Source organism: Streptomyces microflavus, from assembly GCF_014650075.1.
In the GTDB taxonomy this organism is placed as follows: Bacteria; Actinomycetota; Actinomycetes; order Streptomycetales; family Streptomycetaceae; genus Streptomyces; species Streptomyces microflavus.
Map to the genome: position 1 here is coordinate 91,985 of NZ_BMUG01000009.1, position 24,142 is coordinate 116,126.

Below are 24,142 nucleotides of genomic sequence, written 5' to 3' on the forward strand. Positions count from 1 at the left end.
ATGTCGCGATGACGAACACCCCTGCTCCCGTCCCGTTCCCCGAGGGCTTCCTCTGGGGGGCCTCCACGGCCGCGCACCAGATCGAGGGCAACAACACCAACAGCGACTGGTGGATCAAGGAACACAGCACCGGCACCCACATCCAGGAGCCGAGCCTGGACGCCTGCGACAGCTACCACCGCTGGCCCGAGGACATGGACCTGCTGGCCTCGCTGGGCTTCACCGACTACCGGTTCTCCATCGAGTGGGCCCGGATCGAACCGGTCGAGGGCTCCTTCTCGCGCGCCGAACTCGCGCACTACCGGCGGATGGTGGAGGGCGCGATCGCCCGCGGCCTGCGTCCGATGGTGACGCTGCACCACTTCACGGTGCCGCAGTGGTTCGAGGCGCGCGGCGGCTGGACGGCCGAAGGGGCGACGGAGCTGTTCGCCCGTTACGTTGCGGCCTGCGCGCCGGTCATCTCCCAGGGCGTACGGCACGTCTGCACGATCAACGAGCCGAACATGATCGCCGTGATGGCGGGCCAGGCCAAGCGCGGCGACATCGGCTTCCCGCCCGCCGGCCTGCCCACCCCCGACGACGAGACGACCCAGGCGGTCATCGCCGCCCACCACGCGGCCGTCAAGGAGGTCCGGGCCCTGGACGCGGGCATCCAGGTGGGCTGGACCATCGCCAACCAGGTCTATCAGGCGCTCCCGGGCGCGGAGGACGTGACGGCCGCCTACCGCCACCCGCGCGAGGACGTCTTCATCGAGGCGGCGCGCGGTGACGACTGGATCGGTGTGCAGTCCTACACCCGTACGCGGATCGGCCCGGACGGCCCGATCCCGGCGGCCGACGACGTCGAGCGGACCTTGACGCAGTGGGAGTACTACCCGAGCGCGGTCGGCGAGGCGCTGCGTCACACGGCCGAGGTGGTCGGCGACGTCCCGCTGATCGTCACGGAGAACGGCATCGCCACCGCCGACGACTCCCGCCGCGCGGACTACTACGCGGGCGCTTTGAGCGAGGTCGCCTCCGCGCTGGAGGACGGCATCGACATCCGGGGCTACCTGGCGTGGAGCGCGCTGGACAACTACGAGTGGGGCACGTACAAGGCCACGTTCGGCCTGATCGCGATCGACCGGGAAACCTTCGAGCGCACGCCGCGCGACTCGGCGAAGTGGCTGGGCTCGCTCGGCCGCACCCGCGAACTCCCGCGCACGGCAGCGTAATCAAGGCGTCCCCTCGCTACAGAGGGACGCCCCCGATACGGGGAGCCACCTGACGGCTCCCTCCGGCCCGGGAGCCGGCGGCACCTGACGACCGCCGGCTCCCGAGCCGCCCGCACGAGCACCGTTCCTCCTCCCCCTTCTGCCACCAGGAGCCGGACCGATGGACCGTCGCACGTTTCTCACCGCCGCAGGGACCGGGGCCGCGGCCCTGTCGCTCGGAGCCGTAACCGCCCCGTCCGCACAAGCGGCCACCCCGCCCGACCCACGCCTCCTCCACCACTGGTTCCGCGACACGTACCGCTCGCTGGAGGCCATGACGACGGACTTCGGCCTGGTCACCGACAAGATCGACCTGAGCGCCCCCGGAGCCCCCGCCCAGTCCATCCAGACCTCGCCCACCAACATCGGCTGCGGCCTCTGGTCGACGGTGGCCGCGGCGGGTCTCGGGGTGATCGGCGAAGCTGCGATGATCCGGTCCCTGACCCGTACGGTCGCGGCCGTGGAGAAGCTGGAGCGCCACCACGGCTTCTGGCTCAACTGGTATGACGCGCACGACGGTTCGGTGCTGACGGAGTGGCCGGGGACGGGCGACCCGGTGCGCCCGTTCCTCTCCTCGGTGGACAACGCGTGGCTGGTGACGGGCCTACGGATAGCCGCCGACGCGGCACCGACGCTACGCGCCCGCATCGGCCGCATCCTGGCGACGGCGGACTGGTCGTACTTCTACACGCCGTATGACCCGGCGGACCCGGTAGCGGGCCCCGGCCAGCTGCGCGGCGGAGTCTGGACGGACACGGAGGAGCCGACCCCGCACCACTACGGGGCGCTCAACACCGAACCGCGCATGGCCAGTTACCTGGGCATGGCCGACGGATCGCTCCCCGGCGACCACTACTGGCACCTGCTGCGGACGATGCTGCCGGAGCACGAGCAGGAGCAGAGCCCCGGCGGCGGTTACGTCACGGTCGACGGCGTACGGGTATGGAACGGCCACTACACCCACCGCGGCCGCAAGGTGGTCCCCACCTGGGGCGGCTCGATGTTCGAGGCACTGATGGTGCCGCTGTTCGTGCCGGAACCGGAGTGGTCGCCGCGCGCGTGGGGCCTGACCCACCACCGCTACGTACGAGCCCAGATCGACCACGGCCTGCGGGAGGCGGAGTACGGCTACTGGGGCTTCTCACCCTCCAACGTTCCGGAGGGCGGATACCAGGAGTACGGGGTCGACGCCCTCGGCATGGCGGTCGACGGCTACGCCTCCAACACGGACCGCACGCACACGACCGACGGCGAACCGCTCCCGGCGCCCTCGGCGTTCACGAACGGAGTGGTCACCCCGCACGCCTCGTTCCTGGCCCTGCCGTACGCGGGCCGCGATGCGGTGGCCAACTTGCGGGCCCTGGAACGGGACTTCGGAGCGTACGAGGACGGGCTCGGCTTCCGGGACTCGGTGAACGTGTCCACGGGCCGGGTCAGCGACTTCATGCTCGCCCTCGACCAGGGGATGGTCATCGCGGCCCTGGCCCAGCACCTGCGCCCGGGCCTGCTCCAGCGCCCGTTCCGCACCGGCGGGTTCAGGGCTCGGGTGCGGCCGCTGCTGGCGAAGGAGCGGTTCTCGATCTGAGGCACTGATGCCCCGCCAGCCTCAACTGGTGGGGCATCAGGTCCGCTCCGGCAACGACGGCCAGCAGCCTGGTTAGCCAGGCAGACGATTACGCATCGTCAGGTATAGCCCAGCTTCCTGAATCCTCGAATACCTCACAGCCATCATGCTCGAACCGAATAGTCCCATCGAAAGGCGACGCCGAGTTCGCATATGCACCGTAGTCCGACCCGAGTGCCCCGGAGAGCGGGATCCAGAAGCGGCACCCGCCGCACTGTTCGTCGTACCAGGATTCCTGATACTCAGGATCGTCCGTGCGGCGATTCCTTTTCTGGCCCCATCGGGAATGAATCTCGTCGAGTTCGCCAGGCCGGCGCGTCTCGTGGCCCTTACCCATTGCCAACCATCACCGAACACTCGCAGGATTTCCGTCGATCGAAGTAATGCACCGATCCTTTTTGGACGACCCGAAACCAACCCCGCCGCCCACTCACCGAGGCTCCAGCACACGTACCCGTGCGAACGGGAGGCCACGTGGCAGGACGGGGGGGGCAGGTGTTCACCACCCCGCAGGGCAAAGCGATCGCCCCGGCCAACCTCACCCGCACCTCACCTCACTCCTCCGCAAGGCCGACCTCCGCCGCATCCGCTTTCACGATCTCAGGGACTTGACCGCTGCCCCGCGCCACTGGCGTCCGCTGACGCTGCCGTCAAACACCAGGTCAGCCCCACCGAGCTGCGCTCGGTGGGGCTGACCTTTGCCACGGCATGACCCTTCTCGTGGCACAGCCGGGCCGAATCGGGTAACGACTCCCATGCGGTCCATGAGAACCAACGTTACGGAACCCGATTCTTGAGACCCGTCAGAAAGAACCGAAGAACCGGTCCCACCAACTGGGCTCCCCAGAACCGTGGAAACGCAAAAGAGTGGGCCCGTCATAGCTTATTTCAAGAAGTTCTTCCGGAATCGTGATGTACCCCGATTCGGCGAGAACTTGCTCTACCTTCTCAAGGTCACTCGCGTCGAGCTCACCTTCAGCCTGCGCTTCATCCGTGCCCAAGAAGGCGCCAGGGTTATCGGCCGCCACCATTGCCAACGGCTTGAATTTGCTCACCAGGGCAACAATTCTCGTCCCACAGACTGTGGCTTCGCCCGGCACTTCGATTCGTCCGTACTGCGCAGAGTCCTGGATGTCTCGATCGATGTTACAAGGCGTCGAGAAGCGAGAACCAACCTGCACAACCAGACGGCTGAACGAAGCTGCAGCATCGGCCGCACTGTAGTCAGCTGGCGTTTCTGTAAATTCGGGATCGTCCAGACGGTGCAACAGTTCCATCAGACTCGCATCTCTTTCCATAAATCCTCCAATCATCGAATTCGCTACACCCGGACCCGGTGAACCATTTTTTCAGTGCGGAAACGCCGTGAGCACCTTCCCAGTAAGAGGTTCGTAACGCACCAGCATTCTCACCCCTCCCACCGACCCGATCACATTCTGAACCGCAGGTTGGCCTTTCCTGGTCTTCAGGGTTCTCTCGGCATGCACAGCAGATCCCTGGTACCAGGTCCTCTGACTATTTGGACTCGTCACCACGTCAGCAACAGCATCCAAAATCTGGTCATCAGACCACCCCTCCGGGAAAGCGTCCTTGCCCGGCGCCCCGGGGTACCTGTGACCATCAAGGATGTGATCCGCCCTCTCGTCACCGATCAGCTTCCGACCAATTCCGCAGTTGCTGTTGTGAACCAGAACCGGAGTCTGCCCCGCCAGCACATAGTACGTGTGAAGGTCATCCACGGTGAGGTTGTACGTACGTGCCCGCTTCCTGAAGTCCTTGTTGCCAGTGACGACCACCGTGTCGCCGGCGTCGGTCAGCAGGGTCATCCCCGGTGCGAGGTCACGTGCCGCGACCCAGTCGTCTTCGGATGGAGACCAGAAGGGGTGCTCGTGTGTCGCGGTGAGTTCTTCGATGCCGTCTTCGGTGGCGATGGAGAGGGTGTTGAAGTGCTTGTCGTCCTCGGTCCTGATGAGGCGGGTGACTTTCCTGGGGCCCGCCTCTCCGGTTTCGGGGTCGGTGGCGAGTACTTCGTCCCCGACTTCGACGTCCTCGATGGCTTTGGCGGATCCGTCGGCCATCAGGACTTCGACGCCGGCGAGGAAGCACTTGCAACTGGAGAGCAGCTTCGCCAGTGCCCCGTCCGCTGCGCCGGCGGCGGTTCCCGAAGCGGCTGCTCTGGCCCCTACACCTGCGACTGCGCGACCGAGTCCCCACGTGATCAGTGCGATGGCATCGGACACCAGTGCCTCTACGCAGTCGCCCTTTCCGGTGATGCAGTTGATGTGTGCCTGGACTCCCCAGGGGTCATTGCCGACTTCCAGGAGGCCCACGGCGTCGGCGGCGTTGCAGAAGGCTGTGTTGTCTTCCCACCCGGCGCCGAAGCACTTGTGCTTCGCCCATTTCTGGGTGAGCTCTTCGTACGAGTCGCCCGGCCACGCGTAAGGCATCGCCCGCATTTCATCCTGGGTAGGCAAGGGGACGCCATGGACGACAGGCTGCTGTCCTGTACCGGAAGGTGATGTGTAGCTGCCGGACGTGCCACCGCCTCCTCCGGCACCCCCGCCACCAGCACCGCGACCCCCAGCACTGCCACCGCCCCCGTGCGGGGTGCCGCGTACGGAGCCGTCGGAGTTCTTGCCGCCCTCGGGATCGCCCTTGGTTCCGCCGTCGGGGCGGGTCCATCCAGCACCGTCGTTGCAGCTGTCGCACCACAGGCCGGAGGCGTCGCTGGAGGTGACGGGGGTGTTGTTGGCGTAGGCGTAACCGTTGAGGGACTGGGGCTGGCCGGGACTGAGTACCGGATCGACGCTGATGAACTGGCCGATGGCCGGGTCGTACTGACGGGCGCCGACGTGGGTGAGGCCGGTGGTCCTGTCGTCGGTCTTGCCCAGGAAGCCCTTGTCGTTCGGCCAGGGGGCCCCGGTGGGTGTGCCCCGTTCGGCGCCGAAGGGGCTCGTGTACCGCTTGCTGAAGGACTGGCTGCTGTCGGCGGAGACGGCCAGGCTCTGGGTGCCGTGGCGGTCGCCGGCGAGATAGGTGAGCTTGTTGGCGCCGCTCTCGTTGGAACGGACGGCGACGGTCAGATCGCCCGCGGCGTAGGTGCGCTGTGCCCAGGTGGTGCCGTTGGCCCTGAGGTGAAGCTCTGTGGCTCCGGCGTAGAGGACCCTCTCGCCGCCCTGGGTGGCGCGGATGAGGAGGGTGCCGTCTGCAGCGTAGACGTAGTCGGTGGACTTGCCGGATTCGGTGAGTTTGGTGAGCCTGCCTTCATCGGACCAGAGGAGGTCCTGCTTTCCGGCCTTGCCCGGGCGCTCGGTGGTGTTGCCCGTGACGTCGTAGACGTAGCCGCGTTCGGGCGCGGTGCAGTTGGCCGTGGTGCTGGTGCCGGTGAGGGTGTGGGGCTGGTCGCCCTCGTAGCAGTACGTGGTCGAGGTGGTGCCGCTGGTCCGGTGAACCGCTTCCTTCGTGCGTTGACCGGCGAGGTTGTAGGTGTAGCTGTTCCAGTACGGGGCCGGCCCGGACAGGTTCGTGGCGCTGCGGGGGGTCGAGCAGTTCTGGGAACCGGGTGTCCAGGCTTCGGCCAGGCGGCGGTTGCCGTCGTACGCGAAGCACTGCGTCTCCGCCGACGACGTGCCGCCCAGGGTGGTCGGGTCGGTGATGGAGGTGACGTTCCCGGCCGGGTCGAAGGCGTAGTTGAGGTCCTGCAGCATGTACGGGTGGGACTGGGTCGTGACGTGGCTGCGGGTCAGCCGGCCGGTGCCCTGCTCGTACGTGTTGGTGATGTAGCTCTTCTTGCTGTCTTCACTGTTGGTGGTGCCGAGAACCAGCTGTTGCGGCTGGCTGAGCGCGGAGTAGTCGACGTCCAGCAGGTATCCGGTCGAGCCACCGATCGAGGTGACGTTGCCGACGCTGTCGTAGCCGTATCCGACGGTCTCCGCCGGCAGGCCGCCCAGGGCCGGTTCCTTGCTGTTCTGCAAGGAACCGTCGATGTTGAAGTAGCTGGTGTACGCCAGCGTGGCCGGCGCTCCGGCCTGCACGAACGGGTCGCCGGCCGGGAGCTGGAGCGTGGATGCGACCGGCCGCCCGAGGACGTCGTACTCGGTGACGCTCTTCGTGTACGCCGGGCCGTTCTTGCCACCTGTGTAGCGGATGGAGGAGTCGGGCTTGCCCTTGAGCAGACTGTCGTAGGTGTACGCGGTGAGTTGGGTGGCGTCGGTCTTCGTACCGGACCAGGTGCCGAGCGGCCGGCCGAGGTCGTCGTACTCCGTCAGAACGGACTTTCCGCGCTGATCGGTGCTCTCGACGACCTGGTCGAGAGCGTTGTAGCCGGTCGTCGCCTCGCCCTTGTCCGGGTCGTCCACGAAGGTCTGGCGGCCGAACAGGTCGTAGTCGTAGATCCACCGGGCATTGTCCGGGCCCGTCAGCGACGTCGGCTTGCCGTCCAGTGTGTGGTTGAACTTCGTGGAGGCGTAGGAGGTGCCGAGTCCGGAGCCGAATCCGGCATCGGCCGGGTCCGGGCCCGCGTACTCACGTGTCTCGGTGACCGCCCCGAGTGCGTCGGTGATGCTCCGGGTCGCGGTTCCCCCCTGGGCGGCGGTCGTTGCGGTGGAGTCGCCCGTGTAGCCGGCGGCCGTGGACCACTTCTCGACACCGAACACGTACAGCGTGCTCTTCGTGGAGCGTCCCGCGCCGTCGAAGACGGTCTCGGTCTGGGTGGGTGCCTCACCGTATTCGGCCCGGGTGTAGGTACCGTTCGGCGTCGCGGTGTTGTCGAAGATGTCGGCATACGTCTCGTACGCCAGGCCACGGGAGTCGTAGCGGGTGTCGGTCAGCAACCGCCCGCCGTGCGGGGCCGGTGTCTGGGTCTGCAGCGGACGCAGCAGCGAATCGACGATCGTGTAGCTGGTGCTGTAGGTGGTGCCGTCCTTCTTCAGCGTGGAGGTCGACACCCAGGACTGCTCGGTGCTGCTGACGTGGTAGGCGAACGTGCTGCTGGGGCTCTGGGTGCCACGGACGCGGTTGGGCATCCATACGCCGGTCACCCGGCCGAGGGCGTCGTAGGCGAGTTCGGTCTTCTTCAGGTTCTCGTCGTAGACACGTTCCCGCTGTCCTCGCCGCGCATCCAGGAAGGCGACCGTGCTGTGTCCCTTGGGGTCGGTCGCGACGATCTTGGTCAGCGGGCCCGCCGCGGTGGGGGTGTAGGCGGTGCTGGTGGACTTGCCGGCGGCGTTGACCTCGGACAGCGGGCGGCCGAGGGTGTCATAGGTGGCGGTGGATGTCTTCTGCCAGGTCACCGCCCCTGCGGCCCCGTAGCTCTGCGCCCGCCCGGTCCATCTCACCAGGCCCTTGGTCGGTTTCATCGCCGCCGACCAGGTGGTCGCGCCGTCGTAGGCGACAGCGGTGTCGGAAAGCACATCGCCGCGGCGCGTGGAGTCCGCCGGCAGGTCGAGCCCGCTGTCGGCGACACTGCAGGCCCTGCCGACCGCCCGGGTCCGGGAGGCGAAGGCCGTCAGTCCGGCGGCATCGTCGCGGGCGTACCAGGTGACCTTGCAGGTCTCGTCGCCGCTCTTCGCGTTGTCGCCGCGGTCCTCCACCTTCGACGGCATGCCGTAGTCGTCGTGGGTGGTCGTGACGGTTCGGGCCCGCCAGGTCTTGGGGACCGTCAGATAGGTGTGCGTGGTGGAGGCCTTCGTCCGCATGAACCGTGCCACGTGGTCCCCGGCCCCGGGCACGTCCGACTGGCGGGCGGTCTCCTTCGACCACGGCTCGTCGCTGGTCGCGCTGACAGCGGTCGCACCGTCGTAGGTGACCTGCTGGCGCAGGAACCCGGCGTACTGGTCACTGTCCGGGACCGCCGCGAGGCCGAGCGCGGGAGAGGCCAGCGGGGCGATGTTGACGCTGCGGGTGGTCCCGTCCTTCTTCTTGTCCCCGTCCATGCCCTGCATATAGAGGGAGACGGTCCTCGAACGGGTGGTGTCCGCCGCTCCGGAGTACACCGTCACCTGACGGTATCCACGCCACCCGGACCAGGTCCGCTCCGCCGCCGGTGTGAACGGATCGTCGCTGTGGTGCCAGGCCGCACCGGCGTACTGGTAGGCGTGCTCGACCGTGTCGTTCTGCCCTGCGGGGTCGGACACCGTCACGGCGAGGACACGGTACTTGTGGAACCAGTCCACCGACGCGTTCTCGGCGCCGTTGATGTTCCAGTACTGCGGGTAGCAGTTGCGGGTGTTGGTGTCCTCCGCGGCGCCGATGACCTGGCTGCGCACGCACTCGGGTGCGGAGAGGGTGACCGTGGTGATCGCGCCGGTCTCCGAGGTGACCGTGGAGACGCGCGGCCGGGTGAGCGGCAGGATGTCGTCCGTCGCGTCGACCCGGTTGGGGCGCATCTGGTACGTGAACGAGATCGGGTTCAGCCCGATCGCTGTGCCGGCCTTGCCGGTCCGCTTGAGGGACTGGAGCGTCAGGACATGGTCGCTGGTGTCACCGATGTCGCCGCCGTCCAGATACTTCTGGGTCAGAACCCAGGAGTCCACGGGCTGATACGTGCGCGTCGCGGCCGACCACGAGAAGGTGTCCACACCGGTCACCCGCTTGCGGGAGAAGAACGACGGGGACGAGGACAGGCATTCGTCGTCCCCGCTGGAGCAGATCGCGTCGAAGGGCACGTCGGGCCAGTTGTCGGAGGTCGCCTCAGTCAGCGACGCGCAGTCCGATACGGTGCACCGCTCGGCGTGGCTGAACGTGACCTTGGCATCGGCGTCGTCGGTGAACAGTGCGCCCTTGCGCAGGCCGTACTTGATCTCCTGGAGGTAACCGCCCCGCACGTAGGAGGCGTTGGCGGTCTCCGACTTGTTCTTCTTGTAGTAGTTCGACTCCTTCGCATACCAGTAGGTGGAGGCGTTGCCGTGGACGTCCTCGACATAGTCGAGATTCCAGCGCCACGCCTGCGTCAGCGACCGGGCCGCGAAGGTGCTGCCCTCCGCGTAGCCCGGTTCTCCGGAGTCGTCGCCGAAGACCGGGGCGGTCCAGGTGGAGTTGGTGCGCTGGTCGGTGGCGCCGTCGAGTTTGTCCAGGCCGAAGGCGTACCGGGTGCCGTCCCCGGTGATGACGGTCCAGTACTCGCCGTTGTCGTCCTTGTTGTCCGCACCGGTGGAGCGGACGACCTTCGATGCGTCGTCGCCCTCCAGCCGCCACGTTCCGGTGCCGGTGTCCTTCACCAGGCGGGAGGACTTGCCGTTCAGAACCAGCCTTGCGTTGTCGTACTTCCAGCACTGGTCGAAGACTTCGTCATGACCGTCGTCGTCGCACGAGCCGTAGGCCCGCTCGATGTATGACTCGGTGAGGGAGAAGCCCTCACCGACCGCGCTGCCCTGGTTGTTCGTGGTCGCTGTGCGGCCGTCGATACTTCCCGAGTCGTACGAGAGGGAGAGCGACGGGACCGGGCCCGCGGCGGGGGACGGAAGCGTGAAGCCGTAGGACCATGCGAACGAACCGGAACTGCCGCCGGCCTGCCACGACGAGGACTCCGAAAGCTGCGTCGCCGAGTAGTTGCCGGTGCCTGACGGCGACTCGCCCGAACCCGCTCCGGCGGCGACCGCCAGGACGGTCGTGCCCGGGGTACCGGCGCCCAGCTGCGCCGAGGGACCGTCCGTGCTTCCGGCCAGTGCCACCTGGGCCGAGACGGACTGCTCACGGACGTCGTTGGCCGACTTCAGGGGAGTCTGCTTGCGGCAGGCGTCCTTCTCGGGTGTTGTCAGGACGCACGACGGCAGCGACACCAGTCGCAGGCGCTGGGCCCAGCCGCCGCCCACCTTCGAGGCGAAGCCCGAGTAGTCGACAGTGATGTCGGCCGGCCCGGGAGAGTCCGTCTCGGCGGTCAGCAGTACGCCGGTGAGGCCCGCCCTCTTCGCGGCATCCCGGTCCAGGACCGTGATCCGGGCCGCGGAGGCCTTCGCCTCCGTCCGCTGCGCGAGCGTCCCGGGCTTCGCACTCTTCCCGGGCTTGGCACCGACGGTGACCGGGAGACCACCCGGCGCGGCTCTGCCCGCCTTGCCGCCGCTGAACCTCACCGTCGCCGTGCCCCGTCCGGGCCAGGCGCTCCGCTGCTCGGCCACGGCACTCCGGGCCTGCTCGGCGTTGGCCTTCTTGTCCTTGGCCACCCGGTCCCGGGCCCGCTTCGCGCCCAGGGAGTCGACGGCCTTGACCTTGCTCACCCGCTGATCGGGAAGGGCCGTACGCCCCAGCCCCCCTGCGGTATCCGCGGCTTGCGCCACCGACACCGTGCCGACCGGGGCGATGAGCGCCAGAGCCAGCGCGTGGACCAGGATTCGTCTACGCCTCCGTCGCGCAGCGGCCATCCAGTTGCTTGTTGCGCCCATGCCAAACACCATTAGTTCCGCCCCACCCCGTCGGGAAATGGTTGATCCACTGGAGGTACCGCTTCGGCCGATCCCGGCCCGGCGCGGGCAGCGGCCGCATACCGCCGCTGCCCGCGCGCTCTGCTCCGTCAGTCGCCCACGATGGTCCCGACCTGCTCGGAACTGGCCATCGCTCCTGCCCAGAGCCGGACTTCCGCGATCCGGGCCGGCAGGTAGTGCTTCCAGCCGCCCGCCGTGAAGCCCTTGCCAATGGCGAAGTCACCCGAGCCGAGCTTGGCCGAGAACGCCCGGTCCTCACCGTTCTGGTTGTGTCCCAGATAGAGGCTGATCGTTCCCGACTGGGCATCGTGCGTTCCGGTCAGACGGACCATGCCGTCCAACGCGGCCACCTCGTCGGACACGACCGAGGAGAACGTCCCGTCGGCGTTCAGACGGCCGAAGTGCCACACGCCGACCGGCACAGTGCGTTCCTCGAAGGTCTCCTCATCCAGAACGGTCTCGTGTCCCGTCAGCTGGTACCAGAAGCCCCACGCCGAGCCGTCCGCCGTTCGCTGCCCGACGACTTGGCCGGTGTATCCCACGCTCTTGGACGCGAGCTTCTCCGCATCCAGAGCCGCCAGGGCGGTGACGGTGAAGGAGCCCGTGTCGTCGACGAGCGGACCCGCGACCGCTGCCGCGTCGTCCACACCGTCCAGGACGATCTCTTCGCCCTCGACCGCCGCTCCTCCGGACAGCGTCAGCGTCCTCCCGTAGCCGGACGTCGTGTCGGCGATCGTGCTGCCCGAAGCGCCGGCCGGGGACCATCCAGCCACCAGCTCCGCGCCCGCGAAGGCCTCCGAAGTCAGCAGACGGGCCTCGGAGGCGATCTCCGCCGCAGAAAGCACCCGCTGCCAGACAGCGACCTCGTCGATGCTGCCCTTGAACGGGAGACCGTACTGACCCGCCCACTTGTAGCGGCCGAACTGCATGTTCCCGGTGGACGACCAGGAGCCCACGACGGTGGTGTTGGTGCCCTCCAGACGGCCGTTCACGTACAGCTTCAAGGTGCTCAGATTCGGGTCGTAGGTGCCCGCCACATGTGTCCAGACCCCGAGCTGGGCAGGCGTTTCCGCCTTACGGCCCCAGTAGGCCTCTCCCGTGTTCTGGTCCTTCTCCTTCACTCCGAAGTACCAGGTGTCGTAGGGCTTCTCGTAGCTCAGGACGAAGGGGCTGTACTGTGCTCCGTCCTGTGACAGGACCACACTGGTGGTGTCCTTGCTGTCCAGCCGCACCCATGTCGAGAAGGAGTAGCCGGACCGGGTCTCCAGCACGGGGCCGCTCGTGGCCGCGTGCGCGCCGGTCCCGTTCAGCAGGAGCCCTCGGTCGGTCAGCGGCTGCGCCAGCGGGGCCCCTGCCGCGTCATGGGTGATCACTCCACGTCGCCCGCGGTCGTCGCGTACGGCACCGGCGGCCAGTGTCGCGTCGCGGCGGGGAGCTCCCCCCACGGTCGCCGAGTCGACTGCCACGCCGCTCGCCTCACCGAAGTGCCAGCGGCTCACCGGTCCCTCGCCCGCGGCGACGAGGAAGTCGACCACGCTCTCGGCGCCCCATCGGCCCACGTTGTCCTTGGCCTGGACGTAGAGCCGGTGCGTTCCCGACCTCGCGGGGACGATGTCACGCGTCACGGTCGAGCCGGAGCCGGCGGCCAGCCAGCCGTCCGTGAGACTCAGCCGGTACTGGTAGGCGACGTTGTTGGTGTCTCCGGTGGCCGGAGCGAAGGTGAACTTTCCGGCCACACCCGGTCCTCCGGCCGTGATGCAGTCGTTGGGCGTGCACTCCTTGTACGGGGTCCCGAAGGTGATCTTCGGGGCCTTGGGGGCCGTCGGATCCACCTTGAAGTAACACGGCGTGGTGTAGCCGGTGTTGAGCCGGTTGGTACCGCCCTCGAAGTACGACATCGTGAGCGCCTTCAACCGGTACTGCACGCCTTCCTGCAGAGCGGGCAGGCTCCTGGACTGTTTCACCAGGTTGCCCACATAGCCGGAGGTGGGCCCGTCGAGATCGGTGTGCGCCGTCGCCCACGCCGAGCCGTTCCACTTGTCCGTACGCCACCGGATCCGCAGGTTGGCGCCGGACTCACCGCCCGCCGCGGTCTTCGGCTTGCCGGTGGCCAGGGGCGTCGGGTCGCTCACCACGGTCGGGGAGGCGGAGTTGGTCGAGCAGACATGGCCCGACCCCGTGACCAGGCCCACCTCGGTGGGCAGCGCGGGCAGGGCGACGTACTTGACCGCGAGCACGGCATCGTTGCGGAACCGCTTCCACGCCGATGTGTCGCCCTCGTCGTGCGCCCTTATCTGCAGGGTCAGCCTGGAGAACTTGCCCGCCGCGAAGTCACGGACCGTCGGGGTGAGGTTCTCGTTGGTCTCCTCCGGGTTGTCCCTGAACTCGATCGGCGCGTCGGGCGAGTCCGGGTCGCACAGGGACCCACGTCCCGCGGACACGTTCCTGTCGCCCATGAGGTCCAGTTCCTTGGGACGGGAGGACCAGGTGGTCGAGGAGGAGATGTTGTTCGTACGGACCAGGTCCACCCAGCGAGGACTGCACTGGAAGGCCCAGGGCTCCGTCACCCGGAAGGTGGCGTCCAGAACGTTCTTGCCCTTCAGGCTGGCGGGTGAGAACTCGAAATAGAGCCGCTGCACATACCCGGGACCGCAGTAGTAGCCCGACCAGGAGCCGCACTTGCCGGCGCCCTTGCCGAGGTTGTCGTCGCCGTTGCCCCACCCGTAGGACTCGTAGCCGTCAGACCGCAGCAGGGTCCGCTCCGCCTCGCCCCAGGTGACCGTCGGGTCGATGTACAGCGGAAAGTGCGCGGCCTCCGTGCCGGTGAGCATGTCGAGGTCCGGCACCACACCCAGTGAGCCCGAGGTGATCTTCACATCCATGGTCTTCACCGTGTCGCCGGCCAGCGGCTCGACTCCCGCGGCTGCTCCCGCGCCGCTTTCGGCGATGCGCGGAGCCGTGGCCGCTGCCGCACCGGCGCGCGTCGGGGTCTGCGGTGCCTGGGCAGCTCCCGCCGAGTCCCACATCTGCGCCGGCGGAGCGCGGAAGACCCGCTTGCCGTCCGCGTCCACTGCGGTGAGGTTGCCGGCCTCCCCCTTGACGATCTTCAGCCCGTCGGCCTTCAGGGAGTAGTCGATCTGCTTGAGGTCCGACCGCGCCGCGGCCTGGGGGGTCTTGACGATCAGGACGTGCCGGAAGCCCTCGGTCGAGGCGGTCACCTTGAGGTCGACGCCATCCTTGACGTCCCGGTACAGCGCACTCGCCCCGTCCAGCTCCGGCGCGGGCAGAGTGCCGGGCCAGCCCAGTTCGAGGGACCGGCCGCGCTCCTCGATCCTGACCAGGGGACTGTCGGCCCCGCCTGCGGAGAACTCCATCTCCACGGCTGCCGCCTTCGGCGCGACCGTACCGTCGGGATTCCGCTTCAGCGTGGGGTCGGGCGCCTGCCACCCTCCGCCGGACTTGGCGACACGCACCGGAACCACGGACTCCTCCAACGTGAAGGTGAAGCCGTCCGGGTTGGCATAGACCGTCGTCCGCTCCGACCGCTCACCGGCGACCTCGACCTGCTCACCGGAGTCCTTCGCGCTCGCCAGAGCTCGCTGAGCCTCCGTCAGTGGCGCAGGATCCTCGGCGGCAGCCGCCGAAGCAGCCGGGGCGGAGCCCACCGCCGGCGCCATGGACAGCACCACGGCGGCAGCGACACACGAACTGAGAAGTGCCCTGCGTCTACCTCTCGAACCGTCGCTTCTGTGTACCCGCGCCATACCCATCCCCCACGCTGGACAAAATCTGAACAAGATCCGTCACATACGAAGGGCACGTTACGATCCTCGGCTAGGAAGCGAAGATTCCGTGACTATTTTGTGATCAACATCGTGGAACGTCTCGCACTAAGTGGCCTTTTGGCCTTCTTCGGCGGTCCAGATCTTCACACGGGGACGCCTAGTGCGCCGCGAGCCTCTCCACCAGACCGATCCCACGCCCCAGCAACTCCCGCTCCTCCGGAGTCAGTTCCGACTCGATCGCGCGCGCGAGCCAGTCCGTCCTGCGCCCCCGCTCCTCCTCCAGCAGCGCCTGCCCGGCGGTGGAGAGTTCGACCAGGCTCTTGCGGCCGTCGGTCGGGTGTGCGCGGCGGGTGATCAGGCCCTGGTCCATGAGCAGGCCGACGGCCCGGGCCATGGACTGCGGGCGCACCCGCTGGTCGGCCGCCAGTTCGCTGGTGGTCATCGCACCGCTGCGGTCCAGGGCGCCGAGGACGGCCACCTGGCCGAGCGGCATCTGGTCCTCGAGCTTCACGCGGCGCGTGAGCTTGCCCATCGCGGTGCGCAGTTCGGCCGCGATGGCGGTGGATTCCGGAAGGGACATACCAAATTTTAACGCGATGCAGTCGCGCGACAGAACTGCGCAGCTCAACTGTACAGCGCAACTGCACAGCCAAGCTAAACAGCACAACTGAACAGCACTGCTGTAGAGTCTACGGAGCCGGGTCCAGCGCCACCGTCGCCGCAGCCGAACCCGGCGGAACGCATGCGACACATGCGACAACGGGAGGGCATCCCATGACCGCCATCACCTCCGTCACCGGCCGCACCGTCCTAGACAGCAGGGGCAACCCCACCGTCGAAGTGGATGTGGAGCTGGCCGACGGATCCATCGGCCGGGCCGCAGTCCCCTCCGGGGCCTCCACCGGCGCCCGCGAAGCCGTCGAACTCCGCGACGGCGACCCCGCCCGCTGGCACGGCAAGGGCGTCGACCAGGCCGTACGCAACGTGAATACGGAGCTGGCCGCCGCCGTCACCGGGCGCGAGGCCGAGGACCAGGCCGGCCTCGACGCCGTCCTCGTCTCCACGGACGGCACCGCCACCAAGTCCCGGCTCGGCGCCAACGCGGTCCTCGGGGTCTCCCTGGCCACCGCCAAGGCCGCGGCCGCCGCCCACCGCCTGCCGCTCTACCGCTACCTCGGCGGCTCCGACGCCCGGCTGCTGCCCGTGCCGATGATGAACATCATCAACGGGGGCGCGCACGCCGACAATCCCCTGGACTTCCAGGAGTTCATGATCGCCCCGATCGGCGCGGAGACCTTCGCCGAGGCCGTACGGATGGGGTCGGAGGTCTTCCACACCCTGCGCCGCGACCTCCTCGCCGCCGGGCACTCCACGGGCGTCGGCGACGAGGGCGGCTTCGCGCCCGCCCTCCGCACCGCCGAGGAGGCCCTCGACTTCGTGGTGGCCGCCGTCGAGCGCGCCGGCTACCGGCCGGGCACGGACATCGGCCTGGTCATGGACCCCGCCACGTCCGAGTTCTTCCGCGACGGCGTCTACGACTACACCGGGGAGGGCGTACGCCGCTCCCCCGCCGAACAGGTCGACTACCTGGTCAAGTTGATCGACGCCTACCCCATCGTGTCGATCGAGGACCCCATGGCCGAGGACGACCTGCCGGGATGGCGGGAGCTGACCGCACGGGTCGGTTCACGGTGCCAGCTCACCGGCGACGACGTGTTCTGCACGAACGAGACCATCCTTCGCGAGGGCATCGGCTCCGGCGTCGCCAACTCGGTCCTGGTGAAGGTCAACCAGATCGGCACCCTGACCGAGGCCCTGGCGACGGTCGGCACCGCTCACCGGGCCGGCTACACCGTCGTCATGTCGCACAGGTCGGGAGAGACCGAGGACACGACCATCGCGGACCTCGCGGTGGCCACGGGCTGCGGCCAGATCAAGACCGGCTCACTGTCCCGCTCCGACCGCACCGCCAAGTACAACCAGCTCATCCGTATCGAGGAGGAGCTGGGGGACAGCGCCCGGTACGCGGGGTCGCTCGTGCTGCGCCGCCGGCCGGCCGCCCCTGGAGCGGCCGGCTGAAGTGACCAGGGGGTCGGGAGCTTCGCGCTCCCGGCCCCCTTCTGCGTGGATCAGTTGCCGATGCCCGAGCTGCCGATGCCCGAGTTCCCGATGCCGGAGCTGCCGAGGCCCGTGTTGCCGAGACCGGCGTTGCCCAGCCCGCCGTTCTCGATACCGGCGTTGCCGACGCCCCAGTTGGCGATGCCCGCGTTGCCCAGGCCCCAGTTGGCAATACCGGCGTTGCCGACGCCGTGGTTCTCGATACCGGCGTTGCCGATACCCCAGTTGGCGATGCCCGCGTTGCCGATGCCGTCGTTGAAGGCGCCCGAGTTCCCGACGCCCGAGTTGCCGATGCCGGAGCTGCCCACACTGTCGGCACTGGCCGAACCGGCGCCGCAGATGGCCAGAGCGGCCGCGGCACCGAGGGCCACTGTCACACGGATAAGGGTGGTGCGCATCGTGGCATACCTCCTATTTAGGGAATCTTGCTGCTATCCCTAGCACGCAGCCGGGGCGGATCCGGGGATGACCGCCTGACGCCGCCGTACGCTCACCGGCGCGAGTGGTCCCCTACGCCCCGTCCAGCGGGTCGGGCCGGGGTGCCGCAGGGTCCGGCGGCCACCCGTCGACGACCGCCGCCACCGCTTCGAGCGTGGGGTCCAGGACGTCCCAGTCGTGCGCGGAGGGGTGCCCGGCGAACAGCCCGCACGCGTCCTCGCTCCGCGCGTCGATCGCGGGGCACCAGGCCAGCCCCGCCAGCCTGGCCCCGGTCTCGTTCCACCGCACCCAGATGCCCTCGCGGTTCGCGTCGTCGTCCCACAGCAAGCTCGCGTGGTCCTCTTCGTGGTCGTCGCCGAGTTCGCACAGGACGTACCCGGCCTCGGGCAGGTGCCCGGGGGCTGCAAGCCGGACGACGTGATCCGGGGGCGGTAAGAGGGCCACGGCAGTGCACTGGTTCATGGGGCGGAAAACCTCCGGTTGCCGTCAGGGCTCGTCGGTATCGGAATCGGAATCGGTATCTGCGTCTGTGTCTGTGTCCGTGTCGGGGTCGGCGCGCTCGGTGATCAGTTCGCCGAGCGGGTCGGTCACGGAGAACGAGTGCGGGCCGGGATGGTGGTCGAAATACGCGCACAGGGTGACGGTCCGCGTGACCAGGTCGCGGAGTACGGCGGGGCACAGCCGCACCACGTCGAGCCGGTGGACGCGGTGGGCGCCGGTCCCCGCCCAGAACAGCCACAGGTCCCGGTCCTCCACCGTCTGGGCCGCCCACACATGCGCGGCGTGCTCGACCGCATCGTCGTGCTCGCCCAGCTCGCAGAGCAGGAACTCGTCCGGGGCGAGGAACTCGGGCGGGTGCTCGGGACCGCCTTCCATGGTGGCGAGCGCCAGGAGCGCTTCGTAGTACGGAACAGCGGTTACGGCGGTGCACTGCAGCACGGCGTCAGATCTCTTCCCTGCGGTGCCGGGGCGGTACGAAGCCCTCGGCCACGGTCTCCGGTTCAGTACGGGGGCGGCTGGTGGGCGGACCCAACCGGCCGCCCGCCCGGCCACCCAACGGGCCACCCGACCGACCACCCGGCCAGGGTGACCCGCAGCCCGACGGCGGGGTCGACCACCGTGAGCAGGGCCGGGTGCCCGGACTCCAGGGCGCATATGGCCTCGTCCTGCCGCCCCTCGTCCCCGGCCCACGCCCGCAGCCCTTCCGGGGCGTCGGAGCCGTGGAAGGTGACCGGGCGGACGTCCCGCGCCCGGAGCCACGGCGAGCCGGGCGGCAGGTGCCGCCCGTGGCCGTCCGCCAGCCGCAGGGCCTGCCTGCGGAGCCACCGGAGGACGAGCCGGCGATGGGGTACGGCGATCCCGCCGAGCCAGACCGTGCGCCCGCCGCCGGTCGCGGTGACGGCCGCGACGTAATCCAGGTCCCTCATGCGGACCGCCCCCGAACCCGTTGGCAGGACGGAGGGGTTGGTGGGCCGGGTGCCCTCACAGCACTTCCCCCCGGCTTCGGGCGTTGAGGCGTGCGGTGCGCGCCCGCAGTTGCTCTATCAGCAGCGCAGGGCGTACGTGGCGGGGCTCGGCCTCCCACTCGCGCCCGCCGCCCACCGGGCGCAGGGACCAGTGCGGGCCCGCCACCCCCCGGAACTCCCCCACGCGGTCGGCGCGGCTGGTGTCGACCACGAGGGTGCCGGGGGCGGGGGGTTCCGGGAGGCCAGGAGGCTCCTGGGTATTCGGACGCGCGTTCTCGCCGTACACCGATAGTTCCTCTCCGTAGCTGAATGACTACCGGGGTGGCTCAGCGTGGCCTAGCGTGGAATCGCCTTCAACGTTTCAGGGGTGGAGAGAACGTTGGTAAACCTCAAGGATTTGAACCCGGACGCCAGCCTGGAAGCGGCCTACGGCGCACGTCTACGCAGTGCGCGCGAGGAGCGTGGCTGGCGGCAGGACGACCTCGCCGGGCGGATCGGATACACCGGACGCCATGTCTCCGGGGTGGAAACTTGTCATAAATCCCCAACTCGCAAGTTCTCGATCGCCGTTGATGTCGCACTGGGGTTCGTGGGATCGACGGAGTCGTTCGAGCGCGAGTGGCGGAAGATCAAGCACGGGGTGCTGTTGCAGGGCTTCCCGGAGTACGTGGCGCTGGAAGGCCGGGCGGCGGAGATCAGGCTGTTCGAGGTGGGCGTCATTCCTGGTCTGTTGCAGACGCGGGAGTACGCGCAGGCGCTGGCCGACGGAGCGGTCGACCGCGGGGTCATCACCCGTGAACAGGCCGATGAACGCGTCTCGTTCCTCATGGGGCGTCAGGCCGCGCTGCTGCGGGACGTACCGCCCGTGCTGATCGCCGTGCTGGACGAGAGCTGCATCCTCCGGCCGGTCGGCGGCCCGGACGTCATGGCGGCGCAGTTGCAGTATCTGATCGACTTCGCCGCGCAGCCCCACACCACGCTCCAGATCGCCCCCTACAGCATCGGAGAGCGTCGGCCCTTCAACCGGTCGGTGAACCTGCTGACCCTCCAGGACCGGTCCGTGGTCTCCTACGTCGAGTCCGAGACGCAGGGGCACTTGGACCGTGAACTCGGCTCCGTCATCCCGATGGTGAGGGCCTACCATCAGTTGCAGAACGTGTCTCTGTCGCAGACAGACTCCGTGGACGTGTTCCACCGGCACCGAAAGGGCACCCCGTGACGACCGAAACGACGACCCAGCAGTGGGTCAAGTCCTCCTACAGCGACAACGGCGGCACCTGCGTCGAGTGGGCCCCGCACACCGCGACCACCACCGGCCTCGTCCCCGTACGCGACTCGAAGAACACGACCGGCCCGGCCCTGAACCTCCGCGCCGCCGCGTTCTCCTCCTTCGTCGCAGGCGTCAAGGCCGGAGACTTCGGCACCGTCTGACCCGTCGACCGGCCGCATCCCGCCCCACCGCGCCCAGCGCGGTGGGGCGGAGCCGTCTCTACGCGTCCACGCGCGCCTTCGCTGTGTCCTTGATGAAGAAGCCCGCCAGCGCTCCGAGGACCAGCAGGATCGGCATCATCAGCAGGGCCCCGCCGTAGTCGCCCAGCGAGGGCGAGTCGGGCAGGATCCTGCCGGGGACGGCCTGGAGGAGACCTCCGACGATGAAGCAGATCCCGTTGACGATCGCCGCCGAGCTGCCGACGAGCGCACCGGGGACGGACTCCCCCGCCACCGTGAATCCGAGCATGTGGGCACCGGCGAAGAGGCCCACGCAGAACATCGTGACGACGGAGACGCTGTTGGTCTCCTTGGGCAGGTAGATCAGCAGGGAGACCGCCGCCGCCTGGAGCAGGACACCGACGACCGCGGGGATGCGGCGGTTGTTCCAGTGGTCGGAGAGCAGGTTGAACAGCGGTGCTCCGACCGCGAGTCCGAGCCAGGACATGGCGGTCAGCACGGCGGCCAGCGAGGTCCCCGCGCCGCGCGCCTCCATGATGCGCGGGCCCCACAGCACGCCCATGGCGAGCATCGAGCCGAACGAGACTCCGGCCAGGGCGGCGGAGAGGACGACGTTGCGGTTACGGAAGCAGGTGCCGAGGTCGCGGAGGATGCTGGAGACCAGCGGGGGGCGGGAAGGCCGGGCGGTGGCCTGGGCGAGCTGGGCGGGGCCGGTCGAGGGGTTCCGTACCAGGAGGACGAACAGCACGATCAGCACCACACCACCGGCACCGAAACCGTTGAGGAGCTGCTGCCAGGTGACGTGCTGGAGCTGCCAGGAGATCGCGGGCTGGCCGAAGGCCGAGCCGAGCGAGGCGAGCGACTGCACCAGGCCGAACATCAGGCCGTAGCGCGCGGCGGGGAACCACTGCCCGCCGATGTATCCGGCGCCGACGAAGCCGAAGGAGGAGCCGATGGCCAGGACGATCTGCGCGGCGATCAGCGTGGCCATGCTGTCGGTCTGCGCGTAGAGGAACGCGCCCGCCGTGACGAACGCGACGGCGATGGCGAGCAGCGGGCGGGAGCCGAAACGGTCGAGCAGGGCGCCCGAGAAGAACTGGCAGAGGGCGAAGGCCCAGGTGTAGATCGATCCGGCGAGGCCGATCTGGGCGACGGTGAGGGAGGCCGTCTTCTGGATCTCCGGGGAGACGACCGCGTAACCGGTCTGGATCGAGAAGAGCCAGACCACGAACACCGTGCACAGGCCCCAGACCATCCAGGCCTCGACCCCGCCGATGGTCTTGTGCGGGCCGTGCAGGATCCGGGCGCCGGGGTGCTTCTTGTAGTCGTTCTCGCCGCCGGTCGCGGCCTGGGCGGTGCTCGCCATGACGATCTCCTGTCGGTTCAGGCGGACGCGTGGTCGCGGTCGTGGGCCAGGACACCGTTGACGTACGTGGCACGGACGGCGCGGTCGTCCCCCATGACGGCCAGGACGAAGAGGAGTTCCTCGATGTCGCTGACGCGGGAGGTGCGCTGGGCGAGGAGGGGCGTCGCCTTGGGGTCCAGGACGACAAAGTCCGCCTCGTGGCCCGGTTCGAGGGAGCCGACCTTGTCGTCGATGCCCATGGCCTGGGCGCTGCCGAGGGTGGCGAGGAAGAAGGCCTTGACCGAGTCGAGCGGATAGTTGCTCAGCTCGGCGACCTTGTAGGCCTCGTTCATCGTGGCGAGCAGCGAGAAGGAGGTGCCGGCGCCGATGTCCGTGCCGAGGCCGACGTACATGGGGCGCTTGGGGTCCTTCGCGTCGTGGACGTGGAAGAGGCCGCTGCCGAGGAACAGGTTGGAGGTCGGGCAGTGCGAGACGGCGGTGCCGGTCTCGGCGCAGCGGTCGCGTTCCCGGCCGGTCAGATGGACGCCGTGCGCCAGGACCGCGCCCCGGCCGAGCAGACCGAAGTGGTCGTAGACGTCGAGGTAGCCCTGCTGCCTGGGGAAGAGCGAGCGCACCCAGGAGATCTCGCCGGTGTTCTCGGACACGTGGGTGTGGACGAGGGCCTCGGGGTGCTCGCGCCACAGGGTGCCCGCCGCCTCCAGCTGTTCGGGGGTGCTCGTGGGGGCGAAGCGGGGCGTGATGGCGTACAGGTTGCGGCCCTTGCCGTGCCACCGCTCCAGCAGGGCTTTGGAGTCCTCGTAGCCGGAGCGCGGGGTGTCGAGCAGGGCGTCGGGGGCGTTGCGGTCCATGAGGACCTTGCCGGCGGCGATCCGCATGGAGCGCCGGGACGCCTCCTCGAACAGCGCGTCCACCGACTGGGGGTAGACCGCGCAGAACGTCAGGGCGGTGGTGGTGCCGTTGCGGAGGAGTTCGTCGCAGAAGGACGAGGCGACCTGGCGGGCGTAGTCGGCGTCGGAGAACCGCTGCTCCTCCACGAAGGTGTAGCGGTTGAGCCAGTCGATGAGCTGGGAGCCGAACGCGGCGATGATGCCGGTCTGCACGTAGTGGGTGTGGGTGTCGATGAACCCGGCGGTGATGACGTGGTCCGGGTAGTGGACGGGCTCCACGCCCTCGGGCAGCCGATCGCGGAGAGCGTTGTAGTCGCCCGCGGCGGTGATGATCCCGTCCTCGCAGATCAGCAGCCCGTCGCTCTCGTGGACGAAGGCGTCGTCCCGGCCGACCAGGAACGGGTCGTCCCTGAACCAGATGAGCGGGCCCCGGACTGCTGATATGTGCGTGGACATGGCCGCCTCCGGTGCCTGGGAACACATACGACGGTTCCCAGTGCACGCTCCCGGGGGCTGCTACGGCATTTCGGGCTAGGCCGTCCGGGGGCGGAGCCAGGCCGGTTACGCCACCGGTGCGTACGAGCTCGCGAGATTGTCGAAGCCGAACTCCCGCAGATCCCGGAACTCCTGGTACGTCCCGATGGCATAGAAGCGCCTGCCCCGGTACCAGCTGTGCTCGCACAGCACGTTGGGCCCCCATGCCTTCACCGAGGAGGCCGCGTCGTTGCAGTCGTACGGGAACCAGTTGAAGTTGGGCCACGTACCGGTGAAGAAGACACCTCGGCCGCTCCAGCTGTAGCCGTGGTAGCAGATCATCGATCCGACGTCGCCGACGAGGTGCCACGCGTCGACGAGCTTCTGCTGCTCCTCGTGCGGGATGTTCTGCAGCTTGCGGGTGAGGACCTCGTCCCGCCGGGCGCCGGCGGCCTGGAGCTCGTAGAACTCCACGACCTTGTCGGGGTCACCGACGAGCTTCTCGATCTCGGCGAACCTCGCCTCGGTGGTCCTCATCTTCGCCGCCGTGGCCTCGTCGGCCTTCGCGACGATCTCGATGCACTCCTCCACTGCCACATCGGTGTGGATCTCCGGGGGCGAGTCGGCCGAATCGCCCACCTGGAGGGCCAGGACATGGTTCGCGTCGCGATTCGTGATCATGTGCGTTCGTCTCCTTTCGCGCAGCGGCTGATGGCCTGCTGTATTCGCCGCGACCCAGGAATGTTGTCGGGCAACGCTCACGTCACGCCCGTCATGTGGATGAATACGCAACCGGATTGCCGTTCCACGGCCGCTCCCTGACGGGTCGGCGATACGGGCACACAGTCCGCCATCTCCCATGGTG

General features: G+C 68.5%; 18 protein-coding genes. 5 read left to right on the plus strand and 13 right to left on the minus strand.

The features are described from left to right. The first annotated feature begins 8 nt into the window (after nt 1–8). Entirely contained in the window at nt 9–1,214 is a 1,206-nt protein-coding gene (locus IE264_RS25590) for a glycoside hydrolase family 1 protein (protein WP_032757783.1), read from the plus strand. Nucleotides 1,215–1,374: 160 nt separating this feature from the next. Beyond that, the gene (locus IE264_RS25595) at nt 1,375–2,838 is read left to right on the plus strand and encodes a glucoamylase family protein (protein ID WP_032757782.1); all 1,464 of its coding nucleotides are present in this window, start codon (nt 1,375–1,377) and stop codon (nt 2,836–2,838) included. Nucleotides 2,839–2,926: 88 nt separating this feature from the next. Here the strand turns inward: IE264_RS25595 and IE264_RS25600 are convergent, their stop codons facing one another. The 5 genes from IE264_RS25600 to IE264_RS25620 all read right to left on the minus strand — a co-directional run bounded on the left by IE264_RS25600 (nt 2,927) and on the right by IE264_RS25620 (nt 15,659). Continuing rightward, nucleotides 2,927–3,214, minus strand: a complete 288-nt coding sequence (locus IE264_RS25600; RefSeq protein WP_199814997.1) for a DUF3027 domain-containing protein — start codon at nt 3,212–3,214, stop codon at nt 2,927–2,929. Between the two features lie 466 nt (nt 3,215–3,680). Then, nucleotides 3,681–4,154 (minus strand): hypothetical protein, encoded by a 474-nt coding sequence (locus IE264_RS25605; protein WP_229887755.1) that lies wholly within the window; start codon nt 4,152–4,154, stop codon nt 3,681–3,683. A gap of 72 nt (nt 4,155–4,226) precedes the next feature. Further along, nucleotides 4,227–11,255 carry a polymorphic toxin-type HINT domain-containing protein gene (locus IE264_RS25610; protein ID WP_229887757.1) on the minus strand — a complete coding sequence of 2,343 codons (7,029 nt, stop codon included), beginning with the start codon at nt 11,253–11,255 and terminating at the stop codon, nt 4,227–4,229. A 128-nt stretch (nt 11,256–11,383) separates the two neighbouring features. After that, the gene (locus IE264_RS25615; protein ID WP_032757780.1) at nt 11,384–14,971 is read right to left on the minus strand and encodes a laminin G domain-containing protein; all 3,588 of its coding nucleotides are present in this window, start codon (nt 14,969–14,971) and stop codon (nt 11,384–11,386) included. 265 nt (nt 14,972–15,236) lie between these two features. Beyond that, entirely contained in the window at nt 15,237–15,659 is a 423-nt protein-coding gene (locus IE264_RS25620; RefSeq protein ID WP_015611113.1) for a MarR family winged helix-turn-helix transcriptional regulator, read from the minus strand. 194 nt (nt 15,660–15,853) lie between these two features. Here IE264_RS25620 and eno point away from each other — a divergent pair, with 194 nt between their 5' ends. Continuing rightward, nucleotides 15,854–17,158, plus strand: coding sequence for a phosphopyruvate hydratase (eno, locus tag IE264_RS25625; RefSeq protein ID WP_032757779.1), 1,305 nt, complete (start codon nt 15,854–15,856; stop codon nt 17,156–17,158). Nucleotides 17,159–17,208: 50 nt separating this feature from the next. Here the strand turns inward: eno and IE264_RS25630 are convergent, their stop codons facing one another. The 5 genes from IE264_RS25630 to IE264_RS25650 form a co-directional block, all read right to left on the minus strand. Next, complete coding sequence (locus IE264_RS25630; RefSeq protein WP_032757778.1) at nt 17,209–17,595, minus strand: PPE family protein; 387 nt, start codon at nt 17,593–17,595, stop codon at nt 17,209–17,211. A 112-nt stretch (nt 17,596–17,707) separates the two neighbouring features. Continuing rightward, entirely contained in the window at nt 17,708–18,097 is a 390-nt protein-coding gene (locus IE264_RS25635) for a hypothetical protein (RefSeq protein WP_032757777.1), read from the minus strand. Nucleotides 18,098–18,121: 24 nt separating this feature from the next. Beyond that, nucleotides 18,122–18,574 (minus strand): hypothetical protein, encoded by a 453-nt coding sequence (locus IE264_RS25640; RefSeq protein ID WP_032757775.1) that lies wholly within the window; start codon nt 18,572–18,574, stop codon nt 18,122–18,124. A gap of 62 nt (nt 18,575–18,636) precedes the next feature. Continuing rightward, on the minus strand, nt 18,637–19,062 hold the full coding sequence (locus tag IE264_RS25645; RefSeq protein WP_032757774.1) for a hypothetical protein: 426 nt from the start codon (nt 19,060–19,062) through the stop codon (nt 18,637–18,639). A 55-nt stretch (nt 19,063–19,117) separates the two neighbouring features. Beyond that, on the minus strand, nt 19,118–19,387 hold the full coding sequence (locus IE264_RS25650; RefSeq protein WP_015611107.1) for a hypothetical protein: 270 nt from the start codon (nt 19,385–19,387) through the stop codon (nt 19,118–19,120). A gap of 93 nt (nt 19,388–19,480) precedes the next feature. Between IE264_RS25650 and IE264_RS25655 the strand changes: the two genes are divergently transcribed. Beyond that, nucleotides 19,481–20,320 (plus strand): helix-turn-helix domain-containing protein, encoded by an 840-nt coding sequence (locus IE264_RS25655; RefSeq protein WP_032757985.1) that lies wholly within the window; start codon nt 19,481–19,483, stop codon nt 20,318–20,320. Beyond that, nucleotides 20,317–20,532 (plus strand): DUF397 domain-containing protein, encoded by a 216-nt coding sequence (locus IE264_RS25660; protein WP_032757773.1) that lies wholly within the window; start codon nt 20,317–20,319, stop codon nt 20,530–20,532. The genes IE264_RS25655 and IE264_RS25660 overlap by 4 nt, the downstream gene beginning before the upstream one ends. Nucleotides 20,533–20,590: 58 nt before the next feature. Here IE264_RS25660 and IE264_RS25665 read toward each other — a convergent pair whose 3' ends face one another. The 3 genes from IE264_RS25665 to IE264_RS25675 form a co-directional block, all read right to left on the minus strand. Beyond that, entirely contained in the window at nt 20,591–21,916 is a 1,326-nt protein-coding gene (locus IE264_RS25665) for an MFS transporter (RefSeq protein WP_032757771.1), read from the minus strand. 17 nt (nt 21,917–21,933) lie between these two features. Then, complete coding sequence (gene guaD / locus IE264_RS25670; protein WP_032757768.1) at nt 21,934–23,259, minus strand: guanine deaminase; 1,326 nt, start codon at nt 23,257–23,259, stop codon at nt 21,934–21,936. A 105-nt stretch (nt 23,260–23,364) separates the two neighbouring features. After that, nucleotides 23,365–23,958 carry a hypothetical protein gene (locus tag IE264_RS25675; RefSeq protein ID WP_032757767.1) on the minus strand — a complete coding sequence of 198 codons (594 nt, stop codon included), beginning with the start codon at nt 23,956–23,958 and terminating at the stop codon, nt 23,365–23,367. Between the last annotated feature and the right edge of the window lie 184 nt (nt 23,959–24,142).

Bases quoted from the DNA above. Each gene is read 5' to 3' on its own strand.
- IE264_RS25620 (WP_015611113.1), bottom strand. From the start codon at position 15,659: ATGTCCCTTCCGGAATCCACCGCCATCGCGGCCGAACTGCGCACCGCG.
- IE264_RS25675 (WP_032757767.1), bottom strand. From the start codon at position 23,958: ATGATCACGAATCGCGACGCGAACCATGTCCTGGCCCTCCAGGTGGGC.
- guaD (WP_032757768.1), bottom strand. From the start codon at position 23,259: ATGTCCACGCACATATCAGCAGTCCGGGGCCCGCTCATCTGGTTCAGG.
- IE264_RS25665 (WP_032757771.1), bottom strand. From the start codon at position 21,916: ATGGCGAGCACCGCCCAGGCCGCGACCGGCGGCGAGAACGACTACAAG.
- IE264_RS25605 (WP_229887755.1), bottom strand. From the start codon at position 4,154: ATGGAACTGTTGCACCGTCTGGACGATCCCGAATTTACAGAAACGCCA.
- IE264_RS25590 (WP_032757783.1), top strand. From the start codon at position 9: ATGACGAACACCCCTGCTCCCGTCCCGTTCCCCGAGGGCTTCCTCTGG.
- IE264_RS25600 (WP_199814997.1), bottom strand. From the start codon at position 3,214: ATGGGTAAGGGCCACGAGACGCGCCGGCCTGGCGAACTCGACGAGATT.
- IE264_RS25645 (WP_032757774.1), bottom strand. From the start codon at position 19,062: ATGAGGGACCTGGATTACGTCGCGGCCGTCACCGCGACCGGCGGCGGG.
- IE264_RS25635 (WP_032757777.1), bottom strand. From the start codon at position 18,097: ATGAACCAGTGCACTGCCGTGGCCCTCTTACCGCCCCCGGATCACGTC.
- IE264_RS25610 (WP_229887757.1), bottom strand. From the start codon at position 11,255: ATGGGCGCAACAAGCAACTGGATGGCCGCTGCGCGACGGAGGCGTAGA.
- IE264_RS25595 (WP_032757782.1), top strand. From the start codon at position 1,375: ATGGACCGTCGCACGTTTCTCACCGCCGCAGGGACCGGGGCCGCGGCC.
- IE264_RS25615 (WP_032757780.1), bottom strand. From the start codon at position 14,971: ATGGCGCCGGCGGTGGGCTCCGCCCCGGCTGCTTCGGCGGCTGCCGCC.
- eno (WP_032757779.1), top strand. From the start codon at position 15,854: ATGACCGCCATCACCTCCGTCACCGGCCGCACCGTCCTAGACAGCAGG.
- IE264_RS25630 (WP_032757778.1), bottom strand. From the start codon at position 17,595: ATGCGCACCACCCTTATCCGTGTGACAGTGGCCCTCGGTGCCGCGGCC.